Origin of the sequence: Priestia sp. J2, assembly GCF_020790095.1 — a bacterium.
GTDB classification, from domain to species: domain Bacteria; phylum Bacillota; class Bacilli; order Bacillales; family Bacillaceae_H; genus Priestia; species Priestia zanthoxyli.
In genome coordinates this window covers 428,263-450,000 of the sequence record NZ_CP086208.1, presented here as the reverse complement: position 1 = coordinate 450,000, position 21,738 = coordinate 428,263, and the positions used below count along the sequence as shown (strand labels likewise).

At 39.4% G+C, this 21,738-nt stretch carries 17 protein-coding genes and 2 rRNA genes (1 of these 19 only partly in view); 1 reads left to right on the top strand and 18 read right to left on the bottom strand.

Going from position 1 to position 21,738, the window contains the following annotated elements; all coding sequences use genetic code 11:
- The 15 genes from LJY09_RS02400 to LJY09_RS02330 form a co-directional block, all read right to left on the bottom strand.
- Positions 1–778 (bottom strand): 23S ribosomal RNA (locus LJY09_RS02400); it reaches 2,158 nt to the left of the window's first position.
- Between the two features lie 225 nt (positions 779–1,003).
- Positions 1,004–2,555, bottom strand: a 16S ribosomal RNA gene (locus LJY09_RS02395).
- Together the 16S and 23S rRNA genes form the textbook arrangement of a ribosomal RNA operon.
- 374 nt (positions 2,556–2,929) lie before the next feature.
- A complete protein-coding gene (locus tag LJY09_RS02390; RefSeq protein WP_028412667.1) occupies positions 2,930–3,943 on the bottom strand; it encodes a C40 family peptidase in 1,014 nt (337 codons plus the stop codon).
- 32 nt (positions 3,944–3,975) lie between these two features.
- Positions 3,976–5,049, bottom strand: a complete 1,074-nt coding sequence (locus LJY09_RS02385) for a dipeptide epimerase (protein WP_028412668.1) — start codon at positions 5,047–5,049, stop codon at positions 3,976–3,978.
- A gap of 59 nt (positions 5,050–5,108) precedes the next feature.
- Positions 5,109–6,275, bottom strand: a complete 1,167-nt coding sequence (locus LJY09_RS02380; RefSeq protein ID WP_028412669.1) for a DUF819 family protein — start codon at positions 6,273–6,275, stop codon at positions 5,109–5,111.
- Positions 6,276–6,368: 93 nt separating this feature from the next.
- Positions 6,369–6,692: a DUF3870 domain-containing protein gene (locus tag LJY09_RS02375; protein ID WP_028412670.1), complete on the bottom strand. Its 324-nt coding sequence runs from the start codon at positions 6,690–6,692 to the stop codon at positions 6,369–6,371.
- 223 nt (positions 6,693–6,915) lie between these two features.
- A complete protein-coding gene (locus tag LJY09_RS02370) occupies positions 6,916–7,653 on the bottom strand; it encodes a glycerophosphodiester phosphodiesterase (RefSeq protein ID WP_098112429.1) in 738 nt (245 codons plus the stop codon).
- Between the two features lie 86 nt (positions 7,654–7,739).
- Entirely contained in the window at positions 7,740–9,080 is a 1,341-nt protein-coding gene (locus tag LJY09_RS02365; protein WP_154974788.1) for an ABC transporter substrate-binding protein, read from the bottom strand.
- Between the two features lie 13 nt (positions 9,081–9,093).
- Positions 9,094–9,906 carry a carbohydrate ABC transporter permease gene (locus LJY09_RS02360; protein ID WP_028412673.1) on the bottom strand — a complete coding sequence of 271 codons (813 nt, stop codon included), beginning with the start codon at positions 9,904–9,906 and terminating at the stop codon, positions 9,094–9,096.
- Complete coding sequence (locus tag LJY09_RS02355; protein ID WP_028412674.1) at positions 9,903–10,838, bottom strand: carbohydrate ABC transporter permease; 936 nt, start codon at positions 10,836–10,838, stop codon at positions 9,903–9,905. The genes LJY09_RS02360 and LJY09_RS02355 overlap by 4 nt, the downstream gene beginning before the upstream one ends.
- Positions 10,835–11,950 carry an ABC transporter ATP-binding protein gene (locus tag LJY09_RS02350; RefSeq protein ID WP_028412675.1) on the bottom strand — a complete coding sequence of 372 codons (1,116 nt, stop codon included), beginning with the start codon at positions 11,948–11,950 and terminating at the stop codon, positions 10,835–10,837. Before LJY09_RS02350 ends, LJY09_RS02355 begins: the two co-directional genes overlap by 4 nt.
- Positions 11,951–11,970: 20 nt before the next feature.
- On the bottom strand, positions 11,971–12,549 hold the full coding sequence (locus LJY09_RS02345; RefSeq protein ID WP_028412676.1) for a glycerol-3-phosphate responsive antiterminator: 579 nt from the start codon (positions 12,547–12,549) through the stop codon (positions 11,971–11,973).
- A 244-nt stretch (positions 12,550–12,793) separates the two neighbouring features.
- Positions 12,794–13,789 carry a biotin synthase BioB gene (gene bioB / locus LJY09_RS02340; RefSeq protein WP_034264346.1) on the bottom strand — a complete coding sequence of 332 codons (996 nt, stop codon included), beginning with the start codon at positions 13,787–13,789 and terminating at the stop codon, positions 12,794–12,796.
- A 414-nt stretch (positions 13,790–14,203) separates the two neighbouring features.
- On the bottom strand, positions 14,204–16,429 hold the full coding sequence (locus LJY09_RS02335) for an alpha-galactosidase (protein WP_033580863.1): 2,226 nt from the start codon (positions 16,427–16,429) through the stop codon (positions 14,204–14,206).
- Between the two features lie 19 nt (positions 16,430–16,448).
- Entirely contained in the window at positions 16,449–16,994 is a 546-nt protein-coding gene (locus tag LJY09_RS02330; RefSeq protein WP_228307767.1) for a hypothetical protein, read from the bottom strand.
- Positions 16,995–17,315: 321 nt separating this feature from the next.
- Between LJY09_RS02330 and LJY09_RS02325 the strand changes: the two genes are divergently transcribed.
- Positions 17,316–18,629, top strand: a complete 1,314-nt coding sequence (locus tag LJY09_RS02325; protein WP_028412680.1) for an APC family permease — start codon at positions 17,316–17,318, stop codon at positions 18,627–18,629.
- A 334-nt stretch (positions 18,630–18,963) separates the two neighbouring features.
- Here LJY09_RS02325 and LJY09_RS02320 read toward each other — a convergent pair whose 3' ends face one another.
- The 3 genes from LJY09_RS02320 to ytvI form a co-directional block, all read right to left on the bottom strand.
- Positions 18,964–19,755: an EcsC family protein gene (locus LJY09_RS02320; RefSeq protein WP_028412681.1), complete on the bottom strand. Its 792-nt coding sequence runs from the start codon at positions 19,753–19,755 to the stop codon at positions 18,964–18,966.
- Positions 19,756–19,779: 24 nt separating this feature from the next.
- A complete protein-coding gene (locus LJY09_RS02315; RefSeq protein ID WP_013055189.1) occupies positions 19,780–20,385 on the bottom strand; it encodes a DedA family protein in 606 nt (201 codons plus the stop codon).
- 159 nt (positions 20,386–20,544) lie between these two features.
- A complete protein-coding gene (gene ytvI, locus LJY09_RS02310; protein ID WP_013055188.1) occupies positions 20,545–21,576 on the bottom strand; it encodes a sporulation integral membrane protein YtvI in 1,032 nt (343 codons plus the stop codon).
- Positions 21,577–21,738 lie beyond the last annotated feature (162 nt).

The window sequence follows — 21,738 nt, the reverse complement described above, 5'->3', positions numbered from 1 at the left end:
CGGGCCTCCATTCAGTGTTACCTGAACTTCACCCTGGACATGGGTAGATCACCTGGTTTCGGGTCTACAACCACATACTAAACGCCCTATTCAGACTCGCTTTCGCTACGGCTCCGCCTTATCAGCTTAACCTTGCATGGGATCGTAACTCGCCGGTTCATTCTACAAAAGGCACGCCATCACCCGTTAACGGGCTCTGACTACTTGTAGGCACACGGTTTCAGGATCTCTTTCACTCCCCTTCCGGGGTGCTTTTCACCTTTCCCTCACGGTACTGGTTCACTATCGGTCACTAGGTAGTATTTAGCCTTGGGAGATGGTCCTCCCAGCTTCCGACGGAATTTCACGTGTTCCGCCGTACTCAGGATCCACTCAAGAGGGAACGAAGTTTCAACTACAGGGTTGTTACCTTCTTCGACGGACCTTTCCAGGTCGCTTCATTTACTTCGTTCCTTTGTAACTCCGTATAGAGTGTCCTACAACCCCAAGAGGCAAGCCTCTTGGTTTGGGCTAATTCCGTTTCGCTCGCCGCTACTCAGGAAATCGCATTTGCTTTCTCTTCCTCCGGGTACTTAGATGTTTCAGTTCCCCGGGTCTGCCTTCAATATCCTATGTATTCAGATAAAGATACTGTTCCATTACGAACAGTGGGTTTCCCCATTCGGAAATCTCCGGATCAAAGCTCACTTACAGCTCCCCGAAGCATATCGGTGTTAGTCCCGTCCTTCATCGGCTCCTAGTGCCAAGGCATTCACCGTGCGCCCTTTCTAACTTAACCATTAGCGAATAAATGGTACAACATAAAGTTGTGTTATTTATTGGTTTGATTAAAGAAAAGTTTCACTTTTCCTCAGCAATTACTGTTATCTAGTTTTCAAAGAACAATCGCAACCAAAATTCTTCTTATCTAATAAGAAGAAAGTAGTGTGCTTTCTATAATTGAGAGATTGAACTCTCAAAACTGAACAAAGTGTCAAAACGTACGTCATGTAAAAATCCTTAGAAAGGAGGTGATCCAGCCGCACCTTCCGATACGGCTACCTTGTTACGACTTCACCCCAATCATCTGTCCCACCTTAGGCGGCTAGCTCCTTACGGTTACTCCACCGACTTCGGGTGTTACAAACTCTCGTGGTGTGACGGGCGGTGTGTACAAGGCCCGGGAACGTATTCACCGCGGCATGCTGATCCGCGATTACTAGCGATTCCAGCTTCATGTAGGCGAGTTGCAGCCTACAATCCGAACTGAGAATGGTTTTATGGGATTGGCTTGACCTCGCGGTCTTGCAGCCCTTTGTACCATCCATTGTAGCACGTGTGTAGCCCAGGTCATAAGGGGCATGATGATTTGACGTCATCCCCACCTTCCTCCGGTTTGTCACCGGCAGTCACCTTAGAGTGCCCAACTAAATGCTGGCAACTAAGATCAAGGGTTGCGCTCGTTGCGGGACTTAACCCAACATCTCACGACACGAGCTGACGACAACCATGCACCACCTGTCACTCTGTCCCCCGAAGGGGAACGCTCTATCTCTAGAGTTGTCAGAGGATGTCAAGACCTGGTAAGGTTCTTCGCGTTGCTTCGAATTAAACCACATGCTCCACCGCTTGTGCGGGCCCCCGTCAATTCCTTTGAGTTTCAGTCTTGCGACCGTACTCCCCAGGCGGAGTGCTTAATGCGTTAGCTGCAGCACTAAAGGGCGGAAACCCTCTAACACTTAGCACTCATCGTTTACGGCGTGGACTACCAGGGTATCTAATCCTGTTTGCTCCCCACGCTTTCGCGCCTCAGCGTCAGTTACAGACCAAAAAGCCGCCTTCGCCACTGGTGTTCCTCCACATCTCTACGCATTTCACCGCTACACGTGGAATTCCGCTTTTCTCTTCTGCACTCAAGTTCCCCAGTTTCCAATGACCCTCCACGGTTGAGCCGTGGGCTTTCACATCAGACTTAAGAAACCGCCTGCGCGCGCTTTACGCCCAATAATTCCGGATAACGCTTGCCACCTACGTATTACCGCGGCTGCTGGCACGTAGTTAGCCGTGGCTTTCTGGTTAGGTACCGTCAAGGTACGAGCAGTTACTCTCGTACTTGTTCTTCCCTAACAACAGAGTTTTACGACCCGAAAGCCTTCATCACTCACGCGGCGTTGCTCCGTCAGACTTTCGTCCATTGCGGAAGATTCCCTACTGCTGCCTCCCGTAGGAGTCTGGGCCGTGTCTCAGTCCCAGTGTGGCCGATCACCCTCTCAGGTCGGCTATGCATCGTTGCCTTGGTGAGCCGTTACCTCACCAACTAGCTAATGCACCGCGGGCCCATCTGTAAGTGATAGCCGAAACCATCTTTCAATCATCTCCCATGAAGGAGAAGATCCTATCCGGTATTAGCTTCGGTTTCCCGAAGTTATCCCAGTCTTACAGGCAGGTTGCCCACGTGTTACTCACCCGTCCGCCGCTAACGTCATAGAAGCAAGCTTCTAATCAGTTCGCTCGACTTGCATGTATTAGGCACGCCGCCAGCGTTCATCCTGAGCCAGGATCAAACTCTCCGAAGAAATGTTTGACTTGCTCAATTAAAAAATAAAAATTAACGTTGACGTTTGTCGCTTTGTTCAGTTTTCAAAGTTCAACCGCCGCTCTTAAGCGACTTTATTATCTTATCAAGTTACCGACGTAATGTCAACAACTTTTTAAAATTCTTTTTTTTAGCTTCATTGTTACTGTTATGTCTCAACGACGCTTTATAATAATATAATGCCCTGCACATAAAGTCAATATGTTTCGAGAAGAAAAACGTTTTTTTCTTACTTTACTTCTTCCCCTACTGAGAAGTAGTTAAACATAAATAATCTAAATTTTCTAATTTTTATTTATACCTATATTAAAAAAGAAGCCCTTCACAAAAAGAGCTTCTTTCTTATCTTACTAATTAAGGTAAATAACGACGTGCACCTGCATACTCTTCAATATACCCCTTCGTGTTTAAAGGAATAATCTCTACTGTCCGCTCGGAGTTCGGCGAATGAATCATCATACCATCTCCCGCATACATTGCTACATGGTGGACGCTTCCTTTTCCTTGGTTATAGGCAAAGAATAATAAGTCTCCGGGTTGAAGATTGTTCATCTCTACTGGTTTCCCTGCTCTAGACTGTGGGCCTGAGTCACGTGGAATTGTAATACCATGGGACTGGTACATCGTAAACGTAAATCCAGAGCAGTCAAATCCAAAACCACTCATGCCAGCCCATAAATATGGAAGGTTTAAAAATGCCTTTCCGCTTTCAACAAGCTCCGTGCCAGTTGGTACAGGAATATCTTTTTGAGAAGCGTAGATTTTTCCTGCTTTTGCAGAAACCCATGCTGTCTTTCCATTTGGTTTTAATACTTTATATGCACTCTTTGATTTTACCAAAAGAGGTAAGCGCGTATTATAGCTAACTTCAATACCTTTCTTTTTCAAAGAAGGCGAATGATATAAATAAGTAGTCGGAGCCGTCACCATTATAAAAGGCTTCTTTGCATACTGTTCGTACCTTTTGCTATAGGTTAATTGTTTAGTAGGCATCCACCCGGGATATCCTAATTCATTTCGAGAAGTAGGCTGTCCGTCTACAGCTACTTTGACCCAATCTCCTTGTCTCTCTAAAACCGTTACTTTGTTTCCATATAACGCTTGTGTCTCAAGCATCCCGTCACTAGATAACTGCTGCTTCTGTTTCAAATTCATCGATGTGGTCCACTTCTTCATATCTACAGGATTAGTAGCTGACGGAGCGTCCACTTCACGCAAGATGTTTGGTGCTGTCCAAAGAGTAGCTGCTGCGACATCTATATAAGCAGTTTCTTTTTCTTCAGAAGCATGAACAGAAGGAACTGCACTGACTCCAAATGTAGCTAAAATAACTGTTGTTACCGTCAAAAGCCAACGTTTTATATTCATCGTCTCTCTCCTTCTACTATATTACTATCTTTTTATTTTGAGATAGGAACGGTGATTTCTCCTATTCCAGGAAGATCTGATAAGAAAACCTCTTGACCGCTGTACTTTAACACATCCAGTTCAGTTGAAAGCCAAAGAGGAGCATCTAAGTCAAAATACGTGATATTTGGATGAGCGGCTGCCAGATGAGCAGCTGCTCCCACGGAAAGTGATGGTTCCATCATGCTTCCAATCATACACGCAACACCGTTCGCCTCAGCAATACTCGCGATTTTTCTTGCTTCATTAATGCCTCCGCACTTCATTAGCTTAATATTTAAAAGATCCACGTACCGCCCGCTTACAAGCCTTAATGCATCTTTGGCAGAAAATAGACTCTCATCTGCCATAATGGGTATGTTTACTCGTTCAGTCACAAACTTTAACCCTTCCCAATCATGAGCAACGACAGGCTGTTCTACCAGTTCAATACCGAAATTGAGAGCTTCCATTTCATTAATTAATTGCACTGCTTGTTTTGGAGTCCATCCTTGATTTGCATCCAACCGAAGTTTTACATGATCCGGAATGACAGATCGAATATGTTTAATACGCTCAAGGTCTAGCTCAGGAATTGAACCTACCTTCACTTTTAAAATGTCAAATCCGTCCGCTGCACTTTTTTGTGCGTCTTCAGCCATTTTTTCAGGTGTATCAACACTTATCGTCATACACGTAGAGATAGGCTGCTTATCGCCCAAGAAAGCATATAAAGGAATGTTGAGAAACTTTGTATAAGCATCATGCAAAGCGATATCAGCAGCCGCTTTAGCACTTGAATTGTGAATACAGCAGCTTTGAATTTTTTTTAAGAGTTTTTGAAACTGACGTATATCCTCCCCTATTAGCGCTAGTTTAATAGGTCCTTGAAGTGCAGCTTGAATGCCTTCTAAAGAATCGCCTGTAATAACATATGTTGGCGAAGCCGCTCCTTTTCCTTTTATTCCGTTTTCTAACTGAATCTCTACACTTATGCTGTCTATCTCTGTTGCTGTTCGAAGCGCTGTTTTAAACGGAACGAGCAGTGGAACGGTTTGATGCTTTACAGTTATGTCTTTAATTATCATTTCAATCGCTTCCTTTCGATTCAGCACACATGTTCTTTTATACCTATTTTGGTTTATTCTTAGATCGCCCCTAAAATTTTGGCGATCATCATACCAAAATAAGTACCTAAGAAGGAACCCATCAGAGCCATAATGACTCCTACCGGAATCAGTGCACGGTTATAAGCAGCTGCAAGCATTGGAGCAGACGCCATTCCGCCAATATTAGCTAAACTGGCTACCCCGAGCGTAAATAAATCATATTTAAATAGTTTAGCTAGCAACAGCATGATCACTAAGTGGACGAACATAATGAGAAAACCAGATACTAAGTAAATAGGAGCCTGAACTAAATTTGAAAAATCTGATTGAGAAGCAATTAACGCTACAACGATGTATAACATAACGTTTGATACATCGAGCGTACCTGGAATTTTTGCCGCTGGAGTTACAGCAAGCACTAAACCAACGACAGAAGCAATCATAATCGTCCAGCTCGTTGCATTAATAACGGCTCCCACTTCAGGCAAACGCCCTCCGATAAATGTAGACAATGCCGAAACGAACAAACCTAGCCCAAGCAAATAAAGAAGATGCTGAAACTGAGGACCTTCTTTTTCGCTTTCAGATGTTGCTGCGACTTCATCTATACTATTCTCAATAAAGCTGACGTCTGCTTTTGTCCATTTATTAAATTTAGATGCAAATGGTACAAGCCAAAACATAAACATAACCCATACGGCATAGTTAATCGTATCCATCATAAGAGCGTAGCCAAATATATTTTCTGGAACATCCAAAATCCCTTGAAGGGCAACCATGTTAGCTGACCCACCGGTCCAACTTCCTGATAAAGCACCAAAAGCTTTCCACGTATCCTCTACATAGAAATTCTTAAAGATGGCATAGACGAGGAAAAAGCCTATCATTATACTAAAAACCGCAACGATGAATCCTCCCAGCATTCTTGGACCAAGTTTAATTACACTTCGAACATCACACTTTAACAGCATAAGCATCAGCATAGCAGGAAGAAGTGCATTTTTAACGCCTGCATACATGGCGGCATTTGACTCGCTATCCCCAAATAATCCTGCCGTTTGCATAAGAGCCGCTCCTATATAAATAAGTACAATACCTGGAATAAACTTAAAAAATCCATTGGCTTTAAATCGTTTTTCAATCCCTACCATGAGCGCAGCAAAGGCAGTTAACACACTCACATACATAAATCCATCTTGAATCATTTATTCTTCCCCCTTCATCTCCCCGAAAATGTTTTTATGCAAAACAAAATCCAGCCCAACGTTTGAAAACGTCAGGCTGGATTTCGTCTAGGTCTATGTAGACAAAGCAGCTGTTATTTGCTGATATTTTTTCTGTGCATCATGAAACGCTACCACCAGCGCTTTTTGGGAAGACCCGAAGTAGCGGCTGTTAATGTCGTCTATAAGGGTGGGATCACTTATATGACGTCCAATAAAAATTGATTGAACAAATCGAACGGTTAACTCAATCGTCGCTGAGCATTCCACATCAATAATTTTTCCATTTGTTTTATCAACTACCAATCCTAAAAAATACTGATTGAACTTTTTAGTAATCGGATTGCTTTGAGGAGCTTTGGCATCTCCAATAATATAGATAGTATCTTGATCATACATGATTTTTTATTCCTCCTAAAAGAGATAACAGACGATGCTAGGGACCGGCAAATGAACGTTTGCGGAGCTACGCAACATGTATTCGCTTTCATAAGGAACATTATAATCTACTCTCAATATATCATCTATAAAACAATTTCACAATATAAATTTTATACTATTCAGAATAAAATAATATTTACCCTATAAAAAAGGCCGTACGAATACATACGGCCTTTCTTCGTCATCCTTTGAACATTGTAGAGGAAAAACGGTTAGGGTAATCTGTCATCACTACTTTTACTGAAGCCTGCTGGAGCTTCAAAAAGTCATTCAGTTCATTAATTGTATATACTCGTAAGTCTAATCCTTCTTGCTTTGCTTTTTTCCCGTACGAAGAAAGAGCAAACGACATATCACAGTGCAGGTGCGCACCTATCGATTTTGCTTTTCCAATCGCATCTTCACTCACGCCTTCAAATAAAAAACCTGTTGATATATATGAATGGAGAGATCTCACTTTAGCCAAGCTATCATAGTTAAAAGATGACAAAATAACTTGATCTTCTAAATCAAACTCATCGATTAGACGAAGAACTTTTTCCTCAAGTTTTGGATAGTAAATTTGGTCATTTTTTAATTCAATGTTCACGGTCATTTCTGTCTTTTTGTCCATCATCCACTCAAACACTTCTATTAACGTGGGAATTGATTGTTTAGAAAAACGAGAATCATACCAGCTTCCAGCATCGAATAACCGCAGCTGTTTATATGAAAATTCTTGAACATATCCCATTCCATTCGTCGTTCTGTCAATTCGTTCATCGTGAATCACTACTATTTCTCCGTCTTTGGTTAGTTGTACATCCAATTCAATACCTGAAACTCGCATTTTTCTAGCTTCTTCAAATGCAATCATTGTGTTTTCAGGATATCGTCCGCTAAAGCCGCGATGCGCATAAAGATCAATTGAATTATTCATTGTCCTCTATCTCCCCTAACTAGTCATTCACTAAATAAAAAGCTCGTCCTCAAAATAACTTGAAAGACGAGCTTCGTAATCATACGTTATTTTTGATTGGCTACTTCTAATGCTCTATTCGTTTCTTTTGCTGCTTGATCAAGTGCTTGTTTCGGCTTTACTCCCTGGTACAGGCTTTCCATTCCTGTTACTACCTTTTGGCGTGATTCCGGAAATACCGAAATTAAAGCGCCTTGTGTTGCCGGAGTTGATTTAGTTTTATGAAGCTGATCAACCGTCACTTTTAGTTGAGGATATTTTTTCCATTCCTCCTTTACGATTTCTTGATCATATGCTTTAGGATTAACCGCAAAATAGCCACTTTCCACGTGCCATTTTGCCTGAACTTCTGGTGTTGCTAAATATTTCATGAAGTCCCACGCCGCTTTAGATGTTTCATCACTAATTCCTTTAGACATCCATAAAGATGCTCCCCCGATAGCTACTCCTTGGCGATCCTCTTCTTTTGGCACAGGAAGATCTGATACACCCACATCAAATGGAGCATTGTCTACTAATGTTTTAATACCTGCTGATGAATCTAAAAACATTGCAATTTTTTTAGATTGAAATGCTGCGCGCATATCGTCCCAGTTTTGCCCTACATTGTAGAAAGTACCTTCTTTGTACATGTCATTGATTAAATTAAATGCGTTTTGTCCTTCTTTTCCATTAAATACTGCCTTCTCGGCATCCCCTTTACGACCGTTTTCGTGATCTACATACAAACCGCCTTGAGAAGCAACTAGCTCTTCAAAGAACCATCCGTAATTTAGAATTGAAAAACCGTATTGTGATGTTTTATTTCCTTGTTTCTCTGTTAGTTTCTTTGCAGCTGCCTTTAATTCATCATACGTTTTTGGTGGATTTTCAGGATCTAACCCTGCTTTTTTAAAGGCATCTTTGTTGTAAACTAACACAGGTGTTGAAGAGTTAAACGGCATTGAATATTGCTTTCCATCTACTTGGTAATAGCTTGAAATATTTTTCTCCCACTGTGAAGTATCGTAGTGGTCTTCATCAATGAATTTTTGAACAGGCTGAACCTTACCACTGTCTATCATGAATTTCGTTCCTACTTCGAACGTTTGCATGATAGCCGGTGCATCTTTAGTTCCTGCTACCGTATTAAATTTTGTTTGTGCTTCCTCATACGTTCCTTGGAAAACGGGCTTTACTTCAACTTTATCCTGAGATTTATTGTACTCATCGACTATTTTATTGAGTGATTTTTCAAGGTCACCGCTCATGGCGTGCCAAAAAACGACTTCTGTTTTACCTGATGCTGTTTTTTTAGTTTCTTGCGCTTCCGAAGAACCAGTTGAGTTTGAGCAAGCGCCTAGAATGACTAGCAAGCATGCCGTTACGATAGCCAATATCTTTTTCATCACATTCACTCTCCTATTTAATTGCACCTTGTGTTAATCCTTTTTGAAGACGTTTTTGACCTAGGAATAATAGTAATAATGTCGGTATAATAACAACTACGACAGCGGCCATAACCACTCCCCAATCAGTTGAAATCTCCTGCGTTTGCATTTGTTTTAAACCAATCTGAACGGTACGAACATCCTCTGTATTTGTAACTAACAGTGGCCATAAATACATATTCCATGTTGTTAAAAAGCTATATACGCCAAGCGTAACTAGACTTGTTTTAGAAACAGGAAGCACAACATTCCAAAAGAAACGAAAGCGGCTGATCCCTGCGACTTGAGAAGCTTCATACAGCTCGCCCGGAATGGTTTTAAACTGTTGACGCAATAAAAATGTTCCAAATGCTAAGGCGAAAAAAGGAATTGTTAATCCCAAATAGTTATTAATCCAGCCTAGCTTTTGTGCTGTTAAAAAGTTAGGAACCATCGTTGCTTCCCATGGAATCATCATCGTAGAAATAAAGAGAAAGAAAATAGCATCTCTTCCTTTAAATTTAATAAATACAAATGCAAAAGCAGCCAAACTTGAAACTAACAGCTGCCCAGCCATGACAAAAATAGATACAGCAAAACTATTAATTAAATAATGAAGCAGCGGAACTTTTTCAAAAGCATCCCGATAGTTTTCAAATGAAAAAGATGATGGCCAAATCTTCCCTTCCAACACTTCCGCTCCACTCATAAAACTAATGGAAAAAGCGTATAGAATAGGAAACATCAATACTAAAGTAGCTGCAATGAGTAACAAATAAGTTGTCCATTTTCTCGTGATGCTCATTGATAATGTACCTTCCTTTCTCCAAGCTTAAATTGAAGAGCCGTAACCAGTAGAATACAGAAAAACAAAATTGTAGCTTGAGCACTTGCAGAGCCAACATTATAGTTTACAAATGCATCTTTGTAGATTGAATAAACAATGACATTTGTGGAATCTGTAGGCCCGCCTTTTGTTAAAATGTCAATTTGTCCAAACGTTTGAAACGCGTTAATAAACGAAACGGTGATAATAAAAAACAGCGTTGGCGAAAGCATAGGAAGCGTAATTTTACGGAGCTGATACCAATAGCTAACTCCAGCAATACGCGCGTTTTCATACAGCTTTTCATCAATATTTTGTAACCCGCCAAGTAAAATTAAAAAGGTAAACCCAATGTTCATCCAAATCGTAGAGATGGACACAGCAATCAGCGCATACTTAGGATCTAATAACCACTGCACATCATGAATGCCTACAAGATTTAATACTTTATTAATAACACCGATTGTCGGGTTATACATAAACATCCAAATTACAGAAGAAGCCGCTACGCTCATTCCCATCGTAGATGAAAACATTGTTCTGAAAAAACCAATTCCTTTTAGCTTTTCATTTGCGATTAGCGCTAGGAATAATGCAATAATTAAGCCAATAGGCACCGTGTATAGTACAAATAAAAAAGTGGCTTTCATACTTTGTAAAAAGTTTGGATCTGTAAATAGATAAAAGAAATTTTGTAATCCTACAAATTTCAAGGGATTTCCCTGTGTGTCTGTAATAAAAAGACTTAAATATAAGGTCTTAATCATTGGGTAGAAAAGAAATACACCAAATAACAATAATGATGGCAGCAAGTAAGATAATCCTACCAATAGGTTAGGCATTGACTTCTTTTCTTGTGGATTTGATGAAACAGAAACAGGCGAGTTTGCTGTTTTGGTAACAGCACTCATACAAATGCCCCCTTTACAGTTAAATCTTCCGTTGATGGTTCATAGTGCAAGCATGAACCTGTATCACTATCAAATAAAAACAGGTGTTTTGGATCGATAAAAATAGGGACGCGCTCTCCCACTTTTATATTCCATTGACCGTTCCACTTAGCCATCCACTGTTTGTCTCCCATTTGAAATGTAAGCAGTGTTTCCGTTCCTAGAATTTCGACATTATCTACCTCTACGATAAAGCTGGTGTTGTCGTTTGTCGCAAGCTGAACGTGCTCAGGTCTTACTCCAACCACAACTTCCTTTTTACCGCTAAGGTTGTTGTATGATGCACTCATAGAAATAGCTCTTCTATCTTCAAAAACGAGTAAGTTATTTTCTATAGAAACGTTTGATAAGTTCATAGGGGGCGAACCTATAAACGACGCTACGAACGTGTTTGCCGGTGCATTGTAAATATCGAGCGGACGCCCAACCTGCTGAATATTACCTCCATTTAAAATCATCATTCGATCCGCCATCGTCATCGCTTCCGTTTGATCATGCGTGACATAAATCATCGTAATACCTAACTTACGCTGAATCTGGCGAATTTCTGATCTCATCTTTGCTCGCAGCTTCGCATCCAAGTTGGATAACGGCTCATCCATCAGGCAAATAGGTGAATGAGTAACTATAGCACGTGCGAGTGCTACACGCTGACGCTGTCCTCCCGAAAGCTGTCTAGGCTTTCGTTTTAAATATTCACTTAAACCAAGCATTTCTGCTGCTTCCCTGCAGCGCTTGTGCTGTTCTTGCTTTGAAATCTTCTTTGTATGCAGACCAAAAAGAATATTTTGTTCTACTGTCAAATGCGGATATAAAGCATAGTTTTGAAACACCATGGACAAATCGCGCTGACTTGGAAGCAGTTTATTTGCTTTTACATCCCCGATTAGCAACTCTCCCTGTGTGACTTCTTCTAATCCGGCAATCATTCGCAGCATTGTACTTTTCCCGCACCCTGAAGGACCTACTAATACGAAGAATTCTCCAGGTTCAATTGTGACATTAATATCTTGAATGACATTTGTTTTTTGATCGTATGACTTTCCAACGTTAACCAACTCTACTTTTTTCATTAAAAACGCTCCTTTCTCGCTCATTCATATTTTTTCCACAGCCATGATTTTCCTGTAGAAACTGCCGTAGCCCCTGCTTTTAAAGCAGCTTGGATATGGCTTTCATTTTGAATGAGTCCACCTGTAATAATAGGGATACTTGTTTTTTTAACGATTTTCTCTATCATCTCCGGAATCAATCCTGGCATTAGTTCTAATGCATCCGGTTTAATATCTTGAACGGTTTTTAACCCCTGTGCTACTGCGTCTGTATCCACTAAAAACAGCCGCTGAATAGCAACCAGCCCTTCCTGTTTTGCGTAATTAATGAGTGAACTTTTAGTGGTTACGATACCTGTGGGCTTTACAAACTTAGCGAGAAATTTAAGCCCTTCCCGGTCATAGCTAATTCCCGGAATTTTTTCAATGTGTAAGAAAACCGTTCGATTATGCTGTTTGAGTAAATCTACATAGCGTTTAATTACACTGATGTTTCCCGTTAATAAAAAGGCGGCCTGGATCTCTGTTTCTAAAAATTGCTCTAAATTTTTCGGACTTTTAATGGATGCAATTAAACGATCTTGTCCAAGCTGTTGTAAGAAATCTGCTTCCTTATTCAAAACGATTCCTTCCTTTCATTTATAAAAAAACCACAAAAAACGCATAGGATGTTTATATAGACCTATTGTTTTTTGTGGTTTCTCAATTTCATAACCTTAGTAACTATTCACTTATCGTTCACATGTTTTATAATAATGGTTATTTGTGAAGGCAATATAAAGAAGCTGTTGAGTTTTGTAAAGTAAACGTATAGTTCCTGTAAATCTGCTGAAGATAAAAAAAGCCGTTGATTTCTCAACGGCTTCACAGTGCACATTCTTCGATTTCAAATCCTAAATCTTCAATTAATCCCCAGTCAGCTGTAGGTTCTTGACCTTGAGTCGTTAAATAATCGCCTACAAAAATTGAGTTTGCAGCAAACAAACCAAGCGGCTGAAGTGATCTGAGGTTAACTTCTCTGCCTCCTGAAATTCGAATTTCTTTGGTTGGATTTACAAAACGCATCATCGCTAACAGCTTTAAGCATTGCATTGGCTTTAACGCCTTTTTGTCTTCTAGAGGCGTTCCTGGAACGGCAACAAGAAAATTGCATGGAATAGAATCTGCATCTAACTTTTTAATTTGAAAAGCTAATTCAACGGCTTGTTCATTTGTCTCGCCCATTCCAAAAATTGCACCGGAACAAGGTGACAAACCTGCTTTTTTAGATGTAGTAACCGTATCGACTCGATCTTCATAGCCATGCGTAGAACAAATATTGTCATAGTTATCAGCGTGAGTATTTAAATTATGATTATAGCGATGAACACCCGCCTCGACTAGTTCGTGTGCTTGATCATCTGTTAAAAATCCTAGACAGGCACAGATTTTCAAGTCTGTCTTTTGACGAATTTCTTTTACCGCTCCCACTACGTGCGCTACTTCTTTATCAGTAGGGCGGCGGCCTGACGCTACGATACAATATGTACCTGCTTTTCTTTTTTGAGCTTCAAAAGCACCTTCTACAATTTTCTCTTTTGTTAACCACGCATACTTATCAATCGGCGCTTCTGATACAATCGACTGCGAACAATATCCACAGTCTTCTGGGCATAAACCCGATTTAGTATTAATAATCATATTAAGCTTTACTTTTTTTCCATAATGATGATGACGAATTAAGTACGCGGCATTCATGACCTCTAACACTTCTTCATCCGGTACATAAAGAAGTTGAAGCGCTTCTTTATATGTAATTTCTTTCCCTTTAATAATAGACTGAGCAAGTGCTTTCCAATCTCTTAAACTTGTGGTTTCCATCGATTCCCCTCCACTTTAGTAAACTAAAAAAATATAAAGTTAACAATTATAACTAAAAGTTACCATTATCACGCCTTTTATGTCAACACTTCATAAATAATAGTTAACTTAAAGAGACTGGGACAAAAGTAGTTGAGCCCAAGTAAAAAACGAACCATTCATCAACCTGTTTGATGAGTGGTTCGTTTTTTTTTTGGATGATGCATATCGTTTTATTTGTTTCGTTCCTTCTAGCAGTTGATTGGAGGGCAAGGCGAAGACTCCTGCGGGAAAAGCGGAACAGGTGAGACCCCGCAGGAGCAAAAGCGAAGCCTTGCACGGAAATCAATTGCGGTGTCATAAGCAGTCCAGCTCATGTATCTCATTTGTTCATCTTTCGATTGGATTTATTTCGTTATGTCCCAGCCTTTTTGCTTATTGCGCTTGCAGTGTGTAAATAACCGATACAAAGTCTCCAGATTTTTTATCGTATGCTTCAACACCCGGATATTCATGAGTTAGAGCAATTCCTGCGTACATGAGCTCATCTCCATAAGCTGTTTGGTCTGTTTCCATCACTGTATATTCATAATCAGGATGAAGCCCTTTTAGCTCAATGCGTTCATAAGAAGGATTTGATCTAGCTAATACTTGATAATAACCGATGATTGCCTGCTTTTGATCGGATGAAACAACCATCCAGCTCGTCACATTTCCATCTTGTTCAAACGGACTTTTTAATCGATAGAATCTTCCATTTTGAATAAGAGATCGGTATTTTTTATAATACTGAATTTGTTTTTTTACCGTTTCTTTTTCATCTTCTGTCATCAGCGTAACATCTAACTCATAACCGAATGCGCCAAAATACGCAACGTCTCCTCTTGTTTCTAGACTTGTTACTCTGCGTACTTGATGATTTGGTACGGCTGATACGTGTGCTCCCATTGAACTGATTGGATAAGCAAAAGACGTGCCGTACTGAATTTTCAGACGTTCAATCGCGTCCGTGTTATCGCTCGTCCAAGCTTGAGGAGCATAATAAAGCATTCCCGGATCAAATCTAGCGCCCCCGCTTGCACACGATTCAAATAAAATATCCGGAAACTTCTTTGTTAGTCGCTCATACAAATCATATACTCCTAAAATGTAGCGATGTACTACTTCAAACTGGCGATTCGCGGGTAGCCCAACAGATCCAATCTCCGTTATATTTCGGTTCATATCCCATTTTATATACGAGATAGGTGCCTCACTTAAAATAGCTTCCATTCGTTCATAAATATAATTCACTACTTCTTCTCGTGAAAAATCAAGCACATATTGATTTCGTCCATGAGACTGATGACGATTTGGCACATGAATCAACCAATCTGGATGCTTTTCATACAAGTTGCTTTGCTTTGAAATCATTTCAGGTTCAAACCATAATCCAAAGTCCATACCTAAATCCGTTACTTTTTGAGCCAATGATTTCATACCGCCCGGAAGCTTATTTTCATCTACAAACCAGTCTCCAAGAGAAGTTGTATCATCATTACGTTTACCAAACCAGCCGTCATCCAATACAAAAAGTTCAACGCCCAGCTTTTGTGCTTCTTTGGCAATGTGTACAATTTTCTCTTCGTTAAAATCAAAATACGTCGCTTCCCAGTTATTAATTAAAACTGGTCGCTCTAAATCCCGCCATTTTCCTCTAGCGAGACGCTTGCGATAAAGCTCATGATACTCTTGGCTAAGACCGTTTAGCCCGTTATTTGAATAAGCCAATACTAGTTCTGGTGATTGAAAAGTTTGTCCACTTTCTAGTCGCCACTGAAAATCAAAAGGATGAATACCCATAGTTATTCTTGATACATTATAGTGATCTACTTCCACTTGTCCAAGAAAGTTTCCGCTGTATACAAGACTAAAACCGTACGCTTCTCCACTGTGTTCAGTTGCAGCTGGATTCTTTAAAATTAAAAATGGGTTTTGCTGACTGCTGCTTGTACCTCTCGCACTAGAAATACTTTGAATACCCGGCTGAAGCATTCTTGTTTTCACGTGTCTCTCTCGAATCCAAGCACCGGAAAGCTGAACCATTTCATAGTTTGATGTGGGCAAATCAATGCTGCCGCTCATGATACGCAAAATATCGACTGGTTCTTCTCCTCTATGTTCAAATCGTGCGTGACGCGTAATAATATTTCGGTCTTCGTAAACGGTATACGTTAAAATAAGTGATGCATTGAGCAATTTATCAATCAGTTCAACTTCTACACTCGTGGCTTCACTCTCTTCTTCTACGTATGTAGCAGGTAAGCCGTTTAATGGCTTCTTGCCCTTGTAAATTTTATGGTTATCGTATTCAAAATTGGTGACTCGGCTTCCGTTTTGCTGAAGAAGTTGGTAGGCTGGCTCTCTGAAGTCTGTTGTCCCATAAGAAGGATACTCTTGTTTGATTGTTTCAAGAGAAAATGCTAGTTCTCCTTCATAGACCGAAGCGCTAGCTCCTCTTGTTTCCACACGTAAAAAATGCTGAAAAGACGGACGGTGCTTAAGCTTTTTTCCATAGTATAAGTGACCAAGCTGCTCGTTTCTCAACACTGAAAAGATATAACTTACATCGCGGCCCTGCAGGTGAAACTCCTTTGTACGTTCATTAAATAAGATCCCCACTTTATCTCTCTCCTCACCATCAAATATCTAACGAGACATTTCCTTTTTCATCTATTGCCGTTGCATGCTCAACAGTAGATGCTAGATTAATCTCTTTTCTTTCATACCATTTCGCTAAATCTTTGAATAACTCTTCTGTTTCAATCATTCTTGTATCTACTCGCAGTTCAGTTTCGTAGCTATGAAGAGACCAAGTGCTTTCACTAAATAAGTTCATCTCCACATCTAGACACATTTCCTTCCAATTGGGGGCACACCGAATAGGGTGAAGTATGTCTGAACATGCAATAGTGTAGCGGTTAGAGCCATTTTTATTCATAAAACAATGAACAGAAGAGGTACTCACATGTCCCTGACTAGTTTGTATAGATTTATATAGCTGGATATCTAACAACGGAACGCTCCATTTTAACGCCATTTTTGGAAGACTTCTTTTTTTAATCGACTTGACCGTTAATTTAATAAAATAAACACCATCTTTTTTTGTTTCATCCAATACAACATGCACACCTGGTCCCTTGTTTATCTCCAAGTTTATATAGGGTGTAGCAATCACTTCCTTCATCTCCTTTATCATCATTATAAGTTTATACACCCGCAAAAATGTAACCGCATTCAAAATTTTGTTTTCGTATTTATTACAAGTAGATCATACTAATCGAAAGCTTTTTTACTTTCTTTCATTTTATGTAAAATGCTTTCTAGACTCAATGGTAAAAATCAAAGTGAAAAAAAGCATTTTTTTGCTTTATCTAGTAATTAACTAAACGCTCTTTATCTCTTAGCGCGCAATTTTCTCTTCTTTTTCAAAAAAAGATGACAAATCTAACAATATAGTATAATAATAAATATTGCAGAATGATTATACACAGAAAGGATGACAAATATGAATCATGGACCTTCTCTTCTTAAACAACTAAAATTATGGCATATCGTCGTGATAGGATTAGGCTACATGGCACCCATGGCCGTTTTCGATACATTTGGCATTGTAACTGAATCCACAGATGGACATGTTTCAGGTGCTTATGCATTCACGTTGATTGCTATTTTATTCACAGCCATTAGTTATGGAAAAATGGTAAAAGCTTTTCCTGGAGCTGGTTCTTCTTATACATACGCACAGCAAGTAATGAATCCAAGCATTGGTTTTTTGGTAGGATGGACGGCTCTTCTTGATTATCTATTTCTACCGATGATTAATGCACTTTTGACAAATATTTACCTAAGCTCTCTGTTTCCAGGTGTTCCAAAAGCCGTATGGATTATCAGCTTTGTGGTCATCATGACCATAATGAATATTTTTAGTGTTCATTTAACCGTTTCTTTTGGTACGCTATTAGTTGCTTTTCAAATTTTAGTAGCTATCATCTTTATTATTTTAAGTGCTACAACTCAAGGGCAAGAGCTATCATTTAAACCGTTTATAAGTGAATCGGCTTCTATATCTCTTTTATTAAACGGAGCAGCTATTTTATGCTTTTCTTTTTTAGGGTTTGATGCTGTAACCACCATGGCTGAAGAAACACTTAAGCCTGAGAAAACCATTCCCAAAGGGATTCTCATTATTGCATGTACGGGAGGCGCCTTATTTATTACGGTTTCTTACTTTGCTCAGCTTCTTTTCCCTTCAGCCTCTTTGTTTCATGATTTAGAAGGTGCATCGGCTGAAATCGCTTATAAAATTGGCGGCCAGCTGTTTCAATCTATTTTTGTAGCAGCAGCCTTAACATCAACTATTGCTTCTGGACTTGTCTCACATATGAGTGCATCAAGACTTCTCTACGCAATTGGGAAAGATGGTTATCTGCCGCGGAGAATTTTTGGCTATATTCACCCTAAAACAAAGACGCCTGTTTGGAACGTAGTCATTATTGGTGGTCTCTCTTTAATTTCACTAAGTCTGTCTCTTGAAAAAGCTACCTCTTTAATTAATTTTGGTGCTTTAATTGCGTTCAGTTCAGTTAACATAGCGGTTTTTATCCATTATTTTATTCAACAAAACAAACGATCTCTCAGTGGATATATTTCATATGTACTTATGCCTTTACTCGGCAGTTTATTTTTATTTTTTATGTGGCTTAACTTAGAAAAAACATCCTTATTTATCGGTATTGTATGGAGTATAATTGGAATTATTTATTTACTGATTGCCAGACGAAAAAATACTATTACCATTCCTACTTTTCATTTTGATTAAGAAAATAGGCTTAACACACCTCGACATATTTCCCCAGAAATAATGTCGAAAAAAAGTAATTGAGACATAAACAAATCAATCCCATCTACACACGAACAAAAAGGTAAACGATCTAATATGAATCGCTCGTTACACCGCTGTTGATTTCCGTGCAAGGCTTTGCTTTCCGCGGGAGTCTTCGCCTTGCCCTCCAATCAACACCTAGAGGCAACTAAATACATGAAAGCTACATTTACTATATCAGTAAAAAAATCCGAACGTATTTGATTCTCAACAAAGAATCAAACTCGTTCGGATTTTTTTTCAACTAAAATACTTTCATACCAGCCTATTTTTATTTTTTAGATTGTGAGACTTTTTCTAAAATGCGTCTTTTACGGTAAAGCATCATTCCAACTTCTCCTATATCGCTAATCGCTTGTTTGTTAATATACGCCCCAAATACCATCCCTGCTATAGGAATCATTTGAAATAGCTTTTTCCATCCCAAGTTGTCTCTATAGGTTAGAAACACTTCTCTCCAACCTTGGAGCTGCTGCAAGCTCTGCGTTCGATTGCCGCTTGCTAATTCTTCTAAAATCGCACGCTTTCCTACAATATCAGAGGATGAAAACTGCATGCATTTGACCATAAAAATGCGTTCCTCTTGCTCAGTGGGATCGTAACCATAAGAAACAGCCACTTCTTGCAGTGTCTTAAGCGTAAGTCCCAATACAAAAGGAATATCAATCGCCAGTGTGAAAATTCCACCTACTCCGGTTGTAGCTCCTTGCAGCTGCGCATTCTTTTTTCGGACTTCAATAAAATACTCCGCCAACTCATCCATTTCCTGCAGAGATAAATGCTGAACATCCTCTATTGACAGCTGCTTATTTTCTTGTAATTGGGCTGATGCTTTCTCTAGCGTGGCAGACGTATTAGCTAAATACTGGCCTCCATTATCAACATACTTAGCAATTTCATCTAATAATTTTTCTATTTTTTGATGAATGAACTTTGGCGTTACTTTATCTAAAGCTGAAAAAGGCAAGCGAGCCAGCCGCTCCCAGAAAAAAAGTCCTTTTTGGTCTTTCTCCCACTTTTCAATTTTTCGTAATTCTATTCTCAATTGTTCATGCTCTGACATATCCTCACTCTTTTCCTCGATTTATCAGCTCTGTCCTACTTGTTTATTCCGCACATATTTAATGATAAAAAACAACGCAATTAAAACAACAATTCCGATTCCAATAGGCTGCATGTATTGAGAAACAATCGGACCCACCTCTTTCCACTTAGGTCCTAACTTATATCCTAAATATACGTAAATAGCCGTTACTGGAAGCATCGCAACAAATGTGTAAATAGAAAACAGCCATACATTCATTTTTGCCATCCCGCATGGAAAAGAGATAGCCGTACGCACTCCTGGAATAAACCGTCCAAAAAAAGCGACCCCGCTGCCGTACTTATTAAAAAAGCGATCGGCAGCGTCAATTTCTTTTTCTTTCACCAAAAAATATTTTCCATATTTTAAAACTAACGGTCGTCCACCGTAACGTCCCAGTGCGTAAAGAGTCAACGGTCCACATACACCGCCTACTGTACCTGCAAGGATAGCCAGATACAAGTTCATATCACCTTGGTACACCCAATACCCTACTAAAGGTAAAACAAGCTCTGCGGGGACAAACTCAAACGTTAATGCTAAAATTACGCCAAAATAAGAGAGCTGTTTTAGCGCTTCAATTAAAGAAAGTAAAACCGACTCTAACAAAAATTCTCCTCCTCATGTCATTAAATCTAAGACTGCAAAACTATAATTTAGCCGATTGATAGATAAAAACCAACGCGACATAGTTTTTTCCTTTCCCTCTTTACGTATGACGTACTACAAAAGTTTCAATAAAAAAAGCGCTAGTTTTATCCAGCGCTTTTATAGTTTAAAGTTAATTTGAATAATACCTACTTTACGAAGAGCATCGTATAAAATAACTAAAGCCGGTCCTAAAAACAACCCGACAAAACCTAAAAGTTTAAATCCAATGTACAAACTAACTAGTGCAGCCAAAGGTGAAATACCCATATTTGTAGAAAACACTTTTGGTTCTACTACACGTCTTACTACCGTAATCACTCCAAATAGAATAAATAAGCCGATTGCTAATGAGTCATGCCCTTGCGTAAGAGCAAAAATCCCCCATGGAACGAGCACCGAGCCCGTCCCAAGGATTGGTAAGATATCGACAATTACAATTAATAAACTAAGCAGCGCGGTATACGGAACATCTAATAGCCAAAGCCCTACATAAGCCATTACAAACGTCATGACACTTAAAATAATTTGTGCCTTAATAAAACCAACCCCCGCTTGGATAAGCTGAGTGATGACAACTTGTAGCTTATATTTCGTTTCTTCTGTTAAAAATGACTTAATTTTATTTTTAATAGCAGGCAGCTCAAGGCTGATAAATACAAGCGCTACTAAATAAATAAGAAACTCTAGTAGAAATCCAGGAACAGTAGCAGCAAAGCTAATGATGATTTCCACGGTACTTTTTAATAGAGAATCTAATGAATTTACGGTTTTTTCAAGCGTGCGCTCGATAGAAGAAATCACTTCTGTAGGAAGAGCGTTTGAATAGTATTTCCACTTGATAATAGTTGGATAAATCGCGGTTTCATAGATTTCTTTTACAAATGAAGGCGCTATCTTTGAAAGAGCTACCACTTGCGTAACGATTGTCCGAACAATAAAAAATCCAATAAGTATGAGCGAAACAACATATAAAATGAAGGTCATAAGCACTGCGTAGACTCTCTTCATTTTAAAAGATTGATGCAATTTTTGAACAATACCCTCAAGCGCTAATGCTGTTAATAAAGCAAACACAATCGGTAAACTGTAAGGGATTAACAAACATACGATTACTATCGAGGCAATGACCCATATTCGCTTTTTCCACATACTCTACTATCCCCCAACTAGCTAAGCTATCTCTATATTTATTGATAAAGAAAGGAACCAGTGACTGCTTTTATGTAAGAATAAAATTTGGATATATTTATACCTGATGTTACATATTATAGGGTCAATTTCCATAATAATAAAGGAATTATTATGAAAAAA

Coding starts and splice junctions, on each gene's coding strand:
- LJY09_RS02380 (WP_028412669.1), bottom strand. CDS start 6,275: ATGATTCAAGATGGATTTATGTATGTGAGTGTGTTAACTGCCTTTGCT.
- LJY09_RS02390 (WP_028412667.1), bottom strand. CDS start 3,943: ATGAATATAAAACGTTGGCTTTTGACGGTAACAACAGTTATTTTAGCT.
- LJY09_RS02350 (WP_028412675.1), bottom strand. CDS start 11,950: ATGAAAAAAGTAGAGTTGGTTAACGTTGGAAAGTCATACGATCAAAAA.
- LJY09_RS02375 (WP_028412670.1), bottom strand. CDS start 6,692: ATGTATGATCAAGATACTATCTATATTATTGGAGATGCCAAAGCTCCT.
- LJY09_RS02385 (WP_028412668.1), bottom strand. CDS start 5,049: ATGATAATTAAAGACATAACTGTAAAGCATCAAACCGTTCCACTGCTC.
- bioB (WP_034264346.1), bottom strand. CDS start 13,789: ATGGAAACCACAAGTTTAAGAGATTGGAAAGCACTTGCTCAGTCTATT.
- LJY09_RS02320 (WP_028412681.1), bottom strand. CDS start 19,755: ATGTCAGAGCATGAACAATTGAGAATAGAATTACGAAAAATTGAAAAG.
- LJY09_RS02360 (WP_028412673.1), bottom strand. CDS start 9,906: ATGAGCATCACGAGAAAATGGACAACTTATTTGTTACTCATTGCAGCT.
- LJY09_RS02330 (WP_228307767.1), bottom strand. CDS start 16,994: ATGAAGGAAGTGATTGCTACACCCTATATAAACTTGGAGATAAACAAG.
- LJY09_RS02355 (WP_028412674.1), bottom strand. CDS start 10,838: ATGAGTGCTGTTACCAAAACAGCAAACTCGCCTGTTTCTGTTTCATCA.
- ytvI (WP_013055188.1), bottom strand. CDS start 21,576: ATGTGGAAAAAGCGAATATGGGTCATTGCCTCGATAGTAATCGTATGT.
- LJY09_RS02325 (WP_028412680.1), top strand. CDS start 17,316: ATGAATCATGGACCTTCTCTTCTTAAACAACTAAAATTATGGCATATC.
- LJY09_RS02365 (WP_154974788.1), bottom strand. CDS start 9,080: ATGAAAAAGATATTGGCTATCGTAACGGCATGCTTGCTAGTCATTCTA.
- LJY09_RS02370 (WP_098112429.1), bottom strand. CDS start 7,653: ATGAATAATTCAATTGATCTTTATGCGCATCGCGGCTTTAGCGGACGA.